The sequence below is a fragment of the Candidatus Merdisoma sp. JLR.KK011 genome, assembly GCF_036941125.1.
Lineage (GTDB): Bacteria > Bacillota > Clostridia > Lachnospirales > Lachnospiraceae > Laedolimicola.
The window spans coordinates 341,156-356,829 of the sequence record NZ_JAYWSZ010000003.1 but is presented as its reverse complement, the minus strand read 5'-3'; the positions used below and the strand labels follow the sequence as shown (position 1 = coordinate 356,829).

Annotated in this window: 12 protein-coding genes; all 12 read right to left on the bottom strand. The window is 41.6% G+C overall.

The features are described 5' to 3' along the window. The 12 genes from VV089_RS02670 to VV089_RS02615 all read right to left on the bottom strand — a co-directional run bounded on the left by VV089_RS02670 (position 1) and on the right by VV089_RS02615 (position 15,630). Positions 1-450 carry a regulatory protein RecX gene (locus VV089_RS02670; protein WP_334334865.1) on the bottom strand — a complete coding sequence of 150 codons (450 nt, stop codon included), beginning with the start codon at positions 448-450 and terminating at the stop codon, positions 1-3. Then, positions 450-1,517, bottom strand: coding sequence for a recombinase RecA (recA, locus tag VV089_RS02665; RefSeq protein ID WP_172540685.1), 1,068 nt, complete (start codon positions 1,515-1,517; stop codon positions 450-452). The genes VV089_RS02670 and recA overlap by 1 nt, the downstream gene beginning before the upstream one ends. A 336-nt stretch (positions 1,518-1,853) precedes the next feature. Continuing rightward, positions 1,854-2,852: a hypothetical protein gene (locus VV089_RS02660; RefSeq protein WP_334334864.1), complete on the bottom strand. Its 999-nt coding sequence runs from the start codon at positions 2,850-2,852 to the stop codon at positions 1,854-1,856. Positions 2,853-3,405: 553 nt separating this feature from the next. Beyond that, positions 3,406-4,314 (bottom strand): SHOCT domain-containing protein, encoded by a 909-nt coding sequence (locus VV089_RS02655; protein WP_334334863.1) that lies wholly within the window; start codon positions 4,312-4,314, stop codon positions 3,406-3,408. Between the two features lie 93 nt (positions 4,315-4,407). After that, positions 4,408-5,430, bottom strand: a complete 1,023-nt coding sequence (locus VV089_RS02650; protein WP_334334862.1) for a hypothetical protein — start codon at positions 5,428-5,430, stop codon at positions 4,408-4,410. Between the two features lie 277 nt (positions 5,431-5,707). Continuing rightward, positions 5,708-6,670: a hypothetical protein gene (locus VV089_RS02645; protein ID WP_334334861.1), complete on the bottom strand. Its 963-nt coding sequence runs from the start codon at positions 6,668-6,670 to the stop codon at positions 5,708-5,710. A gap of 277 nt (positions 6,671-6,947) precedes the next feature. Further along, positions 6,948-7,886 (bottom strand): hypothetical protein, encoded by a 939-nt coding sequence (locus VV089_RS02640; protein WP_334334860.1) that lies wholly within the window; start codon positions 7,884-7,886, stop codon positions 6,948-6,950. Between the two features lie 277 nt (positions 7,887-8,163). Next, entirely contained in the window at positions 8,164-9,126 is a 963-nt protein-coding gene (locus tag VV089_RS02635) for a hypothetical protein (RefSeq protein ID WP_334334859.1), read from the bottom strand. Positions 9,127-9,525: 399 nt separating this feature from the next. Beyond that, positions 9,526-14,031: a hypothetical protein gene (locus VV089_RS02630; RefSeq protein ID WP_334334858.1), complete on the bottom strand. Its 4,506-nt coding sequence runs from the start codon at positions 14,029-14,031 to the stop codon at positions 9,526-9,528. 419 nt (positions 14,032-14,450) lie between these two features. After that, positions 14,451-15,038: a hypothetical protein gene (locus VV089_RS02625; protein WP_334334857.1), complete on the bottom strand. Its 588-nt coding sequence runs from the start codon at positions 15,036-15,038 to the stop codon at positions 14,451-14,453. Further along, complete coding sequence (locus tag VV089_RS02620; RefSeq protein ID WP_172542942.1) at positions 15,028-15,288, bottom strand: hypothetical protein; 261 nt, start codon at positions 15,286-15,288, stop codon at positions 15,028-15,030. Before VV089_RS02620 ends, VV089_RS02625 begins: the two co-directional genes overlap by 11 nt. A gap of 24 nt (positions 15,289-15,312) precedes the next feature. Next, positions 15,313-15,630 carry a hypothetical protein gene (locus tag VV089_RS02615; protein ID WP_172542941.1) on the bottom strand — a complete coding sequence of 106 codons (318 nt, stop codon included), beginning with the start codon at positions 15,628-15,630 and terminating at the stop codon, positions 15,313-15,315. Between the last annotated feature and the right edge of the window lie 44 nt (positions 15,631-15,674).

The following is a 15,674-nucleotide window of genomic DNA, read 5'->3' as shown; positions in this document are numbered from 1 at the left end:
TTATTCATCCCGGCAGCGGAGTTCTTTTAAAATATCTTCACTCCGAAATCCTCTGCGCATAAGAAACAGATACAACCTGCGCTGTTCCTCCTGGGTAGCTTCCTCCGGGGAATAATGCTTCTTCTCCATCCACCTTCGAATCAGAAGGCTTTCATCCTGAGGTTCCGTCTCCTGGCAGGCCTCCTCCAGTACATCACGGGAAATCCCTTTCTTATAGAGAAGCTCCTGCTCTACCTGCCGGCGGCTCTTTACCTGGCAGCGGCTTTTCAGATAATTGACGGCGTATCGTCTGTCATCTATATAACCATACTGCTTTACATAACGGACCGCTTCATCTACAATCTCCGGATCATAATTCCGGCTAAGCTTCGTTCGAAGCTCCTGTTCTGTCCGATCACACCGTTCCAGAAGATAGAGGGCACGGTGCTTTGCCCGTTTTAATTCATCCATTATTTTTCAGCAGCCGCCTTTGCCTTCTTTTCCTTTGGCTCGCCAGCCGGTTTCTCCTCCGGAATCACAGCGGAATCCAGGCCGAAGCCCTCGCGCACGCGCTCTTCGATCTCCTGACACACAGCTGCGTTCTGCCGCAGATAAGTCTTGGCATTCTCACGCCCCTGCCCAATCTTGTCGCCGTTGTAAGCATACCAGGCGCCGCTCTTATTCACCACACCTGTATTCACTGCCAGATCCAGGATATCCCCCTCACGGGAAATACCTTCACCGAACATAATGTCGAACTCTGCTTCCTTAAAGGGCGGGGCAATCTTATTCTTAACTACCTTGATCTTGGTGCGGTTGCCTACCATCTCTCCGCCCTGCTTCAAGGTCTCCACACGGCGCACATCCAGGCGGATGGAGGAATAAAACTTCAGGGCGCGGCCTCCTGTCGTAGTCTCCGGATTGCCGAACATCACGCCAATCTTCTCACGGAGCTGGTTGATAAAGATCACGGTACAGTTAGACTTGCTGGTCACGGCTGTCAGCTTCCTTAATGCCTGGGACATCAGTCTCGCCTGAAGACCTACATGGGAATCGCCCATGTCTCCCTCAATCTCTGCCTTCGGCACCAGGGCCGCCACAGAGTCTACGATGATGATATCCACTGCTCCGGAGCGCACCATGGTCTCCGTAATCTCCAGAGCCTGTTCGCCGTTGTCCGGCTGGGATATGTACAGATTGTCAATGTCCACTCCGATATTCTTAGCGTAGACAGGGTCCAGAGCGTGCTCCGCATCAATGAAGCCCGCGATTCCGCCGCGCTTCTGGACCTCCGCTACCATATGCAGGGCAACCGTAGTCTTACCGCTGGATTCCGGTCCGTAGACCTCGATAATCCTTCCCTTGGGAACGCCTCCCAGGCCTAGAGCCATATCAAGGCTTAGACATCCGGTGGGTGTCGTCTCTATCTGCATATGGGCTCCCTTATCTCCCAGCTTCATAACGGAGCCCTTGCCGAACTGCTTCTCAATCTGTCCCAGCGCTGCATCCAATGCTTTTAGCTTTTCTTCTTTTACCATCTTCATTCTCCTATTCTGATTCCGCAATATCCTTCTTGTATGCTCCTGTCTGTGTCCATGTTCAACTGCAAAGACCAGGCTCTGTAAACCGCTTTGTTTACGGACGGATACTGCTGGCTTCTTATGCAAACATTTGTTTTCGAATATTTGTTCGCTTTACTGGTTATTATACTATTACATTTCTTTTCTTCTGTCAAGTAAAAACAGAAAAAACGGTGAACAATTTAATCTATTAAAAACTTTTTTCAAAGATAAATCTGTACTTCGTGATGTGTTCTGACAGGATTTCATTTTCCGCAAATCCTTTGTAAACTTTGTCATATTCGTATAAAGTAGTTACTTTTTCTTCCGCTTCTGATACCACAGAATAAATTCTTCTTTTCTTTCCTTTACGCGCTTCTTTGCCTGATCCATGGAAATGATACCATCTTCCACAAGTCCTGCTAAGATTTCAAAGCTTCCAAGTGCTATTCCTTCCTCTCTTCCTTCTTTTCTTCCTTCCTCTCTCCCTTCTTTTCTCCCCTCTTCCCTTCCTTCTTTTCTTCCTTCCTCTCTCCCTTGTTTTATCCCTTCCTCCAGGCTCTCTTTCCGAAGATACTCCCTGTCTGCCTTCTCATTGTACTCTTCTAACAGCATATTCCGAACCTCCATCTGACCTTTTCTCAATATGTCCGCTAGTATCCCGTGTGCCAGGCAGTATTCTATGGCCCGCTCTACTGCTCCTTCCAGTCTCATTCCTTTTTGGAGATTATCGCGAATCCGCTGGATAAATTCGGCATATTCTTCCAATCTGCGGCACTTCTCCATCAGTTCCCGGTTATGGCCGCTGTTGATGTTCAGAATCGTGGCACGACACTCCAACGCTGGTTTCCGGTCTTCTCCTTGTTCCTCAAATGCTTCTGACAGAGTCAGCTCCGTCTGTTCTGCTTCCCATTCCATGCCATTATAAAACACAATATAATTCGGAAACGGCAGCGGAATCCGTGTGCTTCCTGTCAATCGGTAACCCTGGCTGTTTACATACCGCTCATACAGCTCTGCAAAATAGAACAGGCCGCGCAGAGGCATATTGGGATTCCAGGTGCTCTGGTGCTCATAGAGATTCATGGAAGCCCCTACCAGGAAAGATAAATCATTTTTCATCTTCATGTAAATGACATTTTCCAGAGTATTAATCTCCAGTTCTTCCGGATTTTGATAATCCGTACCGTTAATAGCATTGTACAGGGACAGCAGATCCTTCTTGTCGCGAAAGATAAACCGGAACAATACATCCTTGTATTTTCGATTCACCTTTCTGCGAAAACGGAATACTTTGCTTAAATTTAGTTTCAAATTTTTCTCCTTTCATTATACGGTCTTCTACATTATCCTGCAAGCCTGGAAATAAGCAGTCATAGGCATCACACTCACTTTATCGTTCTTTTATACTATCTTGGGAATCAGAAGACGGAAGCGTCTTCTTTTAGAATCTTTGAGATGAATCATCTATAGAGGTTGTCTCTCAACATTTAATTTATTTTAGCATGTTAAAATACATAGTGCAAGAAAAATTTACAGAAATTTCTAATTTCTAATTACGGAGGCCCCCATTGCTTATACCAAACAAAAAGCTGCCGAATATAATGTAAAAAAGAAAACTATCGTCTTTATCAGGACAACATGCAAAATAATAAATGCTGACCGTCTGGAAGACCTGAGGTTCTATGAAGAAAAATACGATGGTTACCATGCGATTGCTGCCAATCCGGATGATTCCGCCCGGATTCTTGAAACATCTTCAAAGCAGTATAAAATAAAAAATAAGTATACAGGCTCTTGAGATTATTCTCAAAAGCCTGTGTAAAATTAACCTTTTTTATATGAGTGTGCACGAATCGTCTGCATGTCACTTCTCCAACAACTGTCTCTTTTTCTCTTCAAACTCCGCCTCCGTCATAAGCCCGGAATTCACCAAAGACTGATAGGAACGCAAAGAAGCCTCCTTTGTATCATCCTCTCCAATAAAGGCTGAGCCGCTCACACAATGAGCATCCGTATAGATGTTGACTGGCACAGATGTCGAAATATGCTCCCTCTTCTTTGCCATAAACCAAAGTCCAATCATCAGATAACCTCCAGCCTGTACCAGATACATCAAAACCGCCTTCCAATTACCAAAAAAATCATATCCCCCCATGAACGCATATTTCAGAATATAACTAAAAAAATGCAGCGCTCCCGGCAGAAACCATAGGATTCTCGTAATTCCAGCCGCCTTTTCCTGCAGTGAAGGCAGAATATTTCCCACTGCCATCCCAAGCAGAAGAAGAATCCCAACAAGCTCCAAGGGACCGGAAAACTTCCCGGAAAAAATGACATAAACGCTATAGAGAACAAAAACAGCCAAAGTTGCCGTATTCTTCCTTCCTATCAACAGAAAAACAGATAAAACAATAAGAACAGCCACATATCCCACATCCTTTGGCAGAATCACAGATACATAATAATTCAGCAGAAAAATCCCATAACACCGATACAAAGTCACAATCAAAAAGAAAATGCCGGCCGCCGCCGCATACATCCTTCCTTGATCCCCAACACTTTCCTGCGTCGTTTTTTTTCCTGGATCCGTACTGTAATCAGCAATAAACATCACATGAATCATGGATATAAGAAACAGCATCCACCCGTAAAACCACCACAGAACAAAGCTATGTCCCTTTTTCTTAGCAATCGATGCCGGAATCAGACCGAGAAAAGCTCCGAACAAGGCTCCGAACAACATAGATATTATAGATACCCAATAATACTGCATAGGTCTCTCCTTTCATTTGTATGATTATTTGTATTTAATGATGGCTTATCAAAATTTCTTTAGCCATAGAACCGGCACACTATATCTATATCGTTATCTTTTCTTATGTTCCTGATACCACAGGATAAACTCTTCCTTTCTTTCCTTTACTCGCTCTTCTGCCTGATCCATGGAAATGATGCCATCTTCCACAAGTCCTGCTAAAATTTCAAAGCTTCCAAGTGCTATTCCTTCCTTTTTTCCTTCCTCCATTCCTTCCCCTTTTCCTTGCTTTATTCCTTCCTCCATTCCTTCTTTTCTTCCCTCTTCTCTTCCTTCTTTTCGTCCTTCCTCTCTCCCTTGTTTTATCCCTTCCTCCAGGCTCTCCTTCCGAAGATACTCCCTTTCTGCCTTCTCATTGTACTCTTCTAACAGCATATTCCGAACCTCCATCTGACCTTTTCTCAATATGTCCGCCAGTATCCCGTGTGCCAGGCAGTATTCTATCGCCCGCTCTACTGCTCCTTCCAGTCTCATTCCTTTTTGAAGATTATCTCGAATCCGCTGGATGAATTCGGCATATTCTTCCAATCTGCGGCACTTCTCCATCAGCTCCCGGTTATGGCCGCTGTTGATGTTCAGAATCGTGGCACGACACTCCAACGCTGGTTTCCGGTCTTCTCCTTGTTCCTCAAATGCTTCTGACAGAGTCAGCTCCGTCTGCTCTGCTTCCCATTCCATGCCATTATAAAACACAATATAATTCGGAAACGGCAGCGGAATCCGTGTGCTTCCTGTCAATCGGTAACCCTGGCTGTTTACATACCGTTCATACAACTCCGCAAAATAAAACAGGCCGCGCAGAGGCATATTGGGATTCCAGGTGCTCTGATGCTCATAGAGATTCATAGAGGCCCCTACCAGGAAAGATAAATCATTTTTCATCTTCATGTAGATGACATTTTCCAGAGTATTAATCTCCAGTTCTTCCGGATTTTGATAATCCGTACCGTTAATAGCATTGTACAGGGACAGCAGATCCTTCTTGTCGCGAAAGATAAACCGGAACAATACATCCTTGTATTTTCGATTCACCTTTCTGCGAAAACGGAATACTTTGCTTAAATTTAGTTTCAAATTTTTCTCCTTTCATTATACGGTCTTCTACATTATCCTGCAAGCCTGGAAATAGGCTGTCATAGAAAGTACCCTCACTTTATGTCCCTTTTTACTATCTTGGGAATCAGAAGACGGAACCGTCTTCTTTTAGAATCTTTAGGATGGAATGCTTATAACAATTATCTCTTAATAATCAATTTATTTTAATTAGGTTATGCCTCTCTGACGCCAGTTCTATGGCTATAGCTTATCAAAATTTCTTTAGCCATAGAACCGGCACACTATATCTATATCGTTATCTTTTCTTACGTTCCTGATACCACAGGATAAACTCTTCCTCTTTTTCCTTTATGCGCTCTTTTGCCTGTTCCATGGAAATGATGCCATCTTCCACAAGTCCTGCTAAGATTTCAAAGCCACCAAGCGCTATTCCTTCTTTTCGTCCTTCCTCTCTTCCCTCTTTTCGTCCTTCCTCTCTCCCTTGTTTTATCCCTTCCTCCAGGCTCTCTTTCCGAAGATACTCCCTGTCTGCCTTCTCATTGTACTCTTCTAACAGCATATTCCGAACCTCCATCTGACCTTTTCTCAATATGTCCGCCAGTATCCCGTGTGCCAGGCAGTATTCTATCGCCCGCTCTACTGCTCCTTCCAGTCTCATTCCTTTTTGGAGATTATCGCGAATCCGCTGGATAAATTCGGCATATTCTTCCAATCTGCGGCACTTCTCCATCAGCTCCCGGTTATGTCCGCTGTTGATGTTCAGAATCGTGGCACGACACTCCAACGCTGGTTTCCGGTCTTCTCCTTGTTCCTCAAATGCTTTTGACAGAGTCAGCTCCGTCTGCTCTGCTTCCCATTCCATGCCATTATAAAACACAATATAATTCGGAAACGGCAGCGGAATCCGTGTGCTTCCTGTCAATCGGTAGCCCTGGCTGTTTACATACCGTTCATACAACTCCGCAAAATAAAACAGGCCGCGCAGAGGCATATTGGGATTCCAGGTGCTCTGGTGCTCATAGAGATTCATAGAGGCCCCTACCAGGAAAGATAAATCATTTTTCATCTTCATGTAAATGACATTCTCCAGTGTATTAATCTCCAGTTCTTCCGGATTTTGATAATCCGTACCGTTAATAGCATTGTACAGGGACAGCAGATCCTTCTTGTCGCGAAAAATAAACCGGAACAATACATCCTTGTATTTTCGATTCACCTTTCTGCGAAAACGGAATACTTTGCTTAAATTTAGTTTCAAATTTTTCTCCTTTCATTATACGGTCTTCTACATTATCCTGCAAGCCTGGAAATAGGCTGTCATAGAAAGTACCCTCACTTTATGTTCCTTTTTACTATCTTGGGAATCAGAAGACGGAACCGTCTTCTTTTAGAATCTTTAGGATGGAATGCTTATAACAATTATCTCTTAATGATTAATTTATTTTAATTAGGTTATGCCTCTTTGACGCCAGTTCTATGGCTATAGCTTATCAAAATTTCTTTAGCCATAGAACCGGCACACTATATCTATATCGTTATCTTTTCTTACGTTCCTGATACCACAGGATAAACTCTTCCTCTTTTTCCTTTATGCGCTCTTTTGCCTGTTCCATGGAAATGATACCATCTTCCACAAGTCCTGCTAAGATTTCAAAGCCTCCAAGCGCTATTCCTTCTTTTCGTCCTTCCTCTCTCCCTTGTTTTATCCCTTCCTCCAGGCTCTCCTTCCGAAGATACTCCCTCTCTGCCTTCTCATCGTACTCTTCTAACAGCATATTCCGAACCTCCATCTGACCTTTTCTCAATATGTCCGCCAGTATCCCGTGTGCCAGGCAGTATTCTATCGCCCGCTCTACTGCTCCTTCCAGTCTCATTCCTTTTTGGAGATTATCGCGAATCCGCTGGATAAATTCGGCATATTCTTCCAATCTGCGGCACTTCTCCATCAGTTCCCGGTTATGGCCGCTGTTGATGTTCAGAATCGTGGCACGACACTCCAACGCTGGTTTCCGGTCTTCTCCTTGTTCCTCAAATGCTTCTGACAGAGTCAGCTCCGTCTGCTCTGCTTCCCATTCCATGCCATTATAAAACACAATATAATTCGGAAACGGCAGCGGAATCCGTGTGCTTCCTGTCAATCGGTAACCCTGGCTGTTTACATACCGCTCATACAGCTCTGCAAAATAGAACAGGCCGCGCAATGGCATATTGGGATTCCAGGTGCTCTGGTGCTCATAGAGATTCATAGAGGCCCCTACCAGGAAAGATAAATCATTTTTCATCTTCATGTAAATGACATTTTCCAGAGTATTAATCTCCAGTTCTTCCGGATTTTGATAATCTGTACCATTGATAGCATTGTACAGGGACAGCAGATCCTTCTTGTCGCGAAAGATAAACCGGAACAATACATCCTTGTATTTTCGATTCACCTTTCTGCGAAAACGGAATACTTTGCTTAAATTTAGTTTCAAATTTTTCTCCTTTCATTATACGGTTTTCTACATTATCCTGCAAGCCCGGAAATAAGCAGTCATAGAAAGTACCCTCACTTTATCGTTCTTTTTACTATCTTGGAAATCAGAAGACGGAAGCGTCTTCTTTTAGAATCCTTACGATGGAATGCTTATAACAATTATCTCTTAATGATTAATTTATTTTAATTAGGTTATGCCTCTCTGACGCCAGTTCTATGGCTATAGCTTATCAAAATTTCTTTAGCCATAGAACCGGCACACTATATCTATATCGTTATCTTTTCTTACGTTCCTGATACCACAGGATAAACTCTTCCTCTTTTTCCTTTATGCGCTCTTTTGCCTGTTCCATGGAAATGATGCCATCTTCCACAAGTCCTGCTAAGATTTCAAAGCCACCAAGCGCTATTCCTTCTTTTCGTCCTTCCTCTCTTCCCTCTTTTCGTCCTTCCTCTCTCCCTTGTTTTATCCCTTCCTCCAGGCTCTCTTTCCGAAGATACTCCCTGTCTGCCTTCTCATTGTACTCTTCTAACAGCATATTCCGAACCTCCATCTGACCTTTTCTCAATATGTCCGCTAGTATCCCGTGTGCCAGGCAGTATTCTATCGCCCGCTCTACTGCTCCTTCCAGTCTCATTCCTTTTTGGAGATTATCGCGAATCCGCTGGATAAATTCGGCATATTCTTCCAATCTGCGGCACTTCTCCATCAGCTCCCGGTTATGTCCGCTGTTGATGTTCAGAATCGTGGCACGACACTCCAACGCTGGTTTCCGGTCTTCTCCTTGTTCCTCAAATGCTTCTGACAGAGTCAGCTCCGTCTGCTCTGCTTCCCATTCCATGCCATTATAAAACACAATATAATTCGGAAACGGCAGCGGAATCCGTGTGCTTCCTGTCAATCGGTAACCCTGGCTGTTTACATACCGTTCATACAACTCTGCAAAATAGAACAGGCCGCGCAGAGGCATATTGGGATTCCAGGTGCTCTGGTGCTCATAGAGATTCATAGAGGCTCCTACCAGGAAAGATAAATCATTTTTCATCTTCATGTAAATGACATTTTCCAGAGTATTAATCTCCAGTTCTTCCGGATTTTGATAATCCGTACCGTTAATAGCATTGTACAGGGACAGCAGATCCTTCTTGTCGCGAAAGATAAACCGGAACAATACATCTTTGTATTTTCGATTGACCTTTCTGCGAAAACGGAATACTTTGCTTAAATTTAGTTTCAAATTTTTCTCCTTTCATTATACGGTCTTCTACATTATCCTGCAAGCCTGGAAATAAGCAGTCATAGAAAGTACCCTCACTTTATCGTTCTTTTTACTATCTTGGAAATCAGAAGACGGAACCGTCTTCTTTTAGAATCTTTGAGATGAATCATCTATAGAGGTTGTCTCTCAACATTTAATTTATTTTAGCATATTAAAATAAATAGCGCAAGAAAAATTTACAGAAATTCCTAATTTTATTTTCAAGTCTAGCGCAACTATTGGTACTGTAGATAGAGCACTTCTTGTTTGTGTAAAGTTTTTATAGGTATTTAATATTTATCGTTTATGAAGCATTCTTATTTTGATACAACAGAATAAAACCTGCCAGAGACTTGCTCTGGCAGGTTTTATTCTTTGTTATTCTTTTTTACGGAACTGTAATCTTATTAAGACAATAATTAGAATCAATAGCAGGCAGGCCACCAGTGTTGCTATCATATAGAAAGCAATCTGCGCTGTGTCGCCGGTTTTGGCGGATGTGGTCTTTGTGGTTGTCGTGCCCTTCGTTGTTGTGGTTGCTTTGTTGTTATTATCGTCTTTCTTGTCGTTATTGGTTCCGTTGTTGGTTCCATTATTTGTTCCGTTATTATTGGTCCCGTTATTCGTTCCGTTATTCGTTCCGTTATTGGTCCCGTTATTCGTTCCGTTATTGGTCCCATTGTTATTTCCATTGTTGTTCCCATTATTGTTGCTGCCATTGGGATCATCTGGGTTATTTGGGTTATTCGGATCATCCGGGTTATTCGGATCGTCCGGGTTATTCGGATTATCTGGATTATTTGGGTCATCCGGATTAATTGGATTTGTACTTGCCGGAGCCCATGCAATAGCTACTGGGGAAAGCCCTGTTACTTTAATTGTAATTCCTTCATCTGTCTGCATAATCTCATCCGACATAGCAAATTCTTCTATCGTTCCCGGAGAATCCGCTCCATCAATTTGTGACGAAATCATATGAACCGCAACAAACCGATTAGATTTTGATGTACCCTCAGGATAAGGAAGCGTAAGAATCAGCCCACCTTTCTGGAAGTCAGATACAATATCGTTGCTATTTTTATCCCTCAGTACTACATCATACACTTGATATTCGCCATCAGAGTTATAATTAAGCTGATTCTCGCGAAGTTTCTTAACACTTGAAACTACTGCATTTTGCAATCCCTGTTCATTTATTGTGCCTTCCAAGGCTTTTGGCACATGAACAATACTACCTTTTGTTACAGTCAAATAATACGCTGTATCTGAAAGCTCAACTGTATTCTTAGATGGTAAATCATAATTCCCTGCGTAATTCACACTTGCATTTTCGAGAACATTGATAAGTTTTGGGGATAATACCGTTAAGGTAGCTCCATCCTCACTCAATTTGATGTCCTCATATGTCACTACCACTTTACCTTCATCCTCAGGCAGCAGTCCATGTAACTTCAAACCACCATATACATGATACTCTCCATTATCATTTGCAACAATGATATTACTGGTATTCCAGCTCAAAGGCTTTTCTGTAATTGAGAATTTATAATCTGCATAGAGCGAAATATTATAATTAGGATTATTCTTTCCATCTATTGAACCAGCATTAATTGTATAGGTACCAACTTTATCAAACTTATCATCGCCAAAATCAGTGCCATTTCCATTATTTTTATCTCGCTCACGAGATGGCATACCCACCAGTTCATCATCCCCTACAAGGAAATAAGCCCCCTCCCCTCTCATACTATCATAATCAATTTCAATTGGTGCTTCTGCGTCTGCGTCTGACGTACCATATGTCTTATGAGGATCGCCTTTAATTTTTAATTGAATGTCTTTACGTGCGACATTAACCACCTTATAGCCAACGCCTGGGGTTGAATATGTGGTAGCTCCCACACTTACCTTGACCACATAGTTTCTAGCCATAGTATCATTCCCTGTGATACTTTCTACCCTCTCTTTTGTCGGGAATTCAGAACCCAAGGTCTGTGTAATAATACCATTTGCAACTTCCTCTATAGTATCACTGCTATACCAGTCATAAGTAATTGTATTATTTCCACCAACAACAGTAAGAGTTTTATCTGAAATTGAAGGATTCTTAATTTCATCTCCATATGTGTACAAAGCCGGATATTCCGATAAATCAACTGTTGTCATACGTTGTATCACAAGGACATCTTCTGAATCTATCAAATACTTTTTTTCTTCTTCTGTAGTAGGTTTAGAAGTATAACCATTACCATCTGGAGCTTCAACATATTCAGCCAAAACTTTATATTTTTTATAATTCATATCTTTGTCAAAGGCCAAGTCCCCAGTCCCACCTGTAGTCGGAATTGTAATTGTTATCTCAGCCAAACCCAAATTATTAAATTCAACCTCGTGGTTTTTATCCTTCATAACTTCAGTGGTTACAACATCAGCTCCATTTAATTTTGCATAAACAGCTGCCGTAGAGCCATCTTCTCCTACAAGGGAAACCTTCAGCCAATTACCCCTACCTGCCCAGGCATTGCCGTGTTGACCTCTGCTTTCTATGGCCATACGAATCTTAATCGCCATAGGATTATCATGCTCATATGCTCGTGCCTCGGCACGTTCTTCCTCCGGAAGTGTCTCTAAATAAGGATGATCTTCTGGTATTACAGGTGCCTGTGTATCAATTATCAGCGATGCAGGTACCATTTCAAAGGATTTACTCTGTGGTTCTCTGCCATTCTTTTTGTAAACAACATAATATGTGCCTGACCACTTCACTCGATCGCCCTGCAAAGGCGTTGTTCCCTTATCATCCTGATATATATCAAAACTCCAGCCATCAAGTTCTACTGTAAAATCTATTCCAGCTATCGCTTTTGTCTCTACATGACCACTCTCATTCAACACATCGCTATATTGATCATAACCATTATAAGCTAATGTATCTGGCACTACTATCATTTCTTCTATAATACTTGTAAGATAGAACTCTCCAGCCTCATCAGCACCTTTTTGTAAGGAAATGTTTTCTAATGATTCCTCATATGCTATTCGTAATACTCCTTCATTAACCAGAGTCTGAGAATTGCCACTTCCAACCAACTTGCCGGTATCTTCGATCTTAATCGTTCCAGTATTATTTGATTCAGCGCCGATACTTACAGTACTTCCGTTAACAATAACCAAATCCTGTTGAGAATTAAGAAGAGAATAGGTTATGTCCAAATTAACACCATCTGCCAACTTCAATGTTCCTTGATTTGTCAGATTACCTACTTTAGCTGTATTATTCTTTTTTAATGATAAAGTTCCTGTGTTATCGAATGTACCATCAACTGATAAATTCTTTCCACTTGTCAGTTTTGTTGTCTGCTCTTCTGTCTCCACAGTTCCTTCATTTACAAAGCTACTTGCAACTGCCAGTCTACATTCTGTTCCGATCTTTATATTAGCACTGTTCGTAAAAATACTTACCTCAGTTTCACCTGTAGGTGTAGTGGTAGTAGTTTCATTAACTGTTACAATCGCACCATTTGCCAACGTCAACTGTTTACGATTTGAAAATGTGCCATTTACTGTTAAAGAACTTTTCTCACTAACTATCAAGTCACCTTCATTAATAAAAGTACTAGTTTCAACTACACTAGGGTAATTCTGGTTACTTATGTCATGCGTAATTGTCATGGAACCTTTATTAACAAACGGCCCCTTACTATCAATTCTACTACCTTGCTGAACTATAAACGTACCACTATTTAATATCTCACCAGTAATATCCAAATTTGCACCTGTATTTATTTCAAATTGACAGCCACTGGGAATGTTTATAACAGGCTTAAAATGCCCAGCCTTAGTCCCTTCCTCAGATACTAAAACGCTTTTTGTACCAGCCGATGTAGTCAGCCTTATAGTTTTAACATCTCCATTTTTCTCATCAATGCGGAAAATTGCATTATAAGGTACCTTGCTAATATCAATTTCAACATCAGCGAATTCTATATTATACTCATCACCATCACCGTTTCCTGTCAAAGTAATAAAAGAAGTTCTCGCAGTAGTAGTCAGGTCCGTCGGTGCGCTCCAATGACCTGTAACATAATAGTCACCTGGCACTAATTCAATATGATTATTCTCCACTATATATGCAGAATGATCCTTTCCAACGAACGTTAACCCATGAAGCGTTACTGAACTGTTCGATGATTGCCAATCATTAGCTTGAACAGAGGGCGCATTTGCTTTATCTAGAGAGTCCATTTTTTCATCAGAACCTGTCTCTGTATTCACCGAGCTTTCGGGAGCACTCACTACCTGCACCTTAATAACTGGCACCTCTACATCTGCTGACTTCACCAAAGTATTCCCAACTCCATCTACCGACGGAGCAACTGCCTTAAAAACATACTTCGTATTACTTTCTGAGCTGAAAGTACTATGTGTACTCTCATTCGTATCTATCTCCCATGTCCAACCGCTGATTTCTACAGAAACCGGAGCCGAATTATTCGCTATCGATGCGGACAAAACCGCTTTTGCTCCAAAACTGCCTGGTACTTCATCTGAATTTATAGTAACAGCTTTTACTTTCAAAACAGTTGGCAGCTGTGGTTCCATTCCTTCAGCCAAAGTTTGGAAAGAAATATCTCCTAGAGACTCAAATCCTTTAATTGTTGTTGTCCCACTAACTGCTTTCTGCGTGTCGTCTTGCGAATCCGTATCCGATACATCAAGCGTATTTGATGTTTCTGGTGTCTCTGGCGTTTCTGGTACACTTAATGTATCAGACTGATCTGACATATCCGCCGCCATGACCGGAATCCCTGCCGAGCTTCCGATCAGAACTGCGCCAAGCATCACCAATGTGGATCTTTTTAACCAATTTCCCCATCTACTCATGATTACATTCTCTCCTTTTATGTATCTGCCGCTTATTTTAACATATTCCAGGCATGTACTGCTATATTCCTAACCGGCAGTCTCCATATTCTGATAGAAACCGTCGATAAACTGTTGCTATTGTTCTCATTTTACCAAAAAATTTGTCGAATGGGAAGCATAGAAATAGTTAATTTTTTGTTATAATTCGGAATATATCTGTCAGAAACTCCATAATTGGAATACATCTTAACGTCCCTTTTACAAAGTTACCCGTTTCTATAATGTATATCGGCAGATACCCTCACAATTATTATACTTGCGGAGAAAAAAATCTGCTACATTTTTCATGTACCCGCTCTAAGGCCCGGCAGGACAGGCAGAATTATAATATGGTAGGAAGTCAAGCAGAATCTGCTTAAAGAAAATTTTTATCTATTTTAATTATATCTGATATTCTTTGTACTTAATTCAGAAGCAATATGAAAGGTGTCTTCCAATTCCTGCAGATAGGCATCATTTATCTGCTCCTTCGGACAGCCCAGGAATATGGTTTCTCCTGTATCTATTGTTCGTATATGTATGTCCCAATCTTTTAGGATGTCCATTCCTATCAATATATTGCCTTTCCTGTTATAATTTACATAAATGTAACTATGTGATATAGGCAGCCCGTTTATTTCAAAATCGTATATGTCATGTCTGAACTTTAATGCCTCGCACACCATTTTTTCATCATATGTTTTAGGCACTTTATGATTTTTTCCGCCTGTTTCTACTCCATAACTTGTTATATAATCAATATTATTTGTTATATCGTCTCTCTTCAATGTGTCAAAATTTAATCCATGTGCTTTAAATTTAGCTAAGGGTATTGTACTGACTGAGCATCCTGTGTCTATCTTTACATCTACATTTTTAAATGGAGTATTGACATTATCCAATTTAAAAGATGCCGGCACTGAAAAAGCCCCTCCAATGCCTATGCCTGTGAGCCGCATCCGTATTTTTATATATTTACTCATCATAAACAATACCGTCCTCCCATTCTTCACTGTTAAAATATATCGGGGTAATCGGCTGGGTCTGGTGAAACCATTTTTCATATTCATCTTCCCTGCATATCGTGTCACAATATACAAGCTTTCCCTCTACATCTGTATCTCCTACTATTTCTGTATTAATTAAAATAATGTGTGTATCTAATATATTTGATAATTGACTCTTCTTTACTTTCATACCGACCTTTAAATCTGATAATGTTAATTGATCTGCCATACTTTCACGCCTCCCTTTCCAATATCATACCTGCTCCGCCGCACCGCAGTCCTCCCCCAGGCTCCTAAGAAGTGCAAAGATATAAGGAGCTCCAAAGACATTCAGCGACTTGGGGCCGGTGATCTTCTCCGGGTCTGCCTTAATTCTGTCCAGTGCTTTTAAAAAAGTTGCCTTTGTGATAGACTTGGATCTGCGATCCACAAACATCTCTCCGCCTCGGATGGCATAGGTGAAGGGGAGCTGTTTTGCCGTATAGAAGGTCTCTCCCTGACGCATCTTAAGTAATCTCCACAAATCATCTCCGCTTAAGTTCAAAATTGCTCTCTCTAACTGTCTTCCCATGCTGTTCCTCCAAAGCTGATGCCTCTTTTGTATGTTTTTTTTAT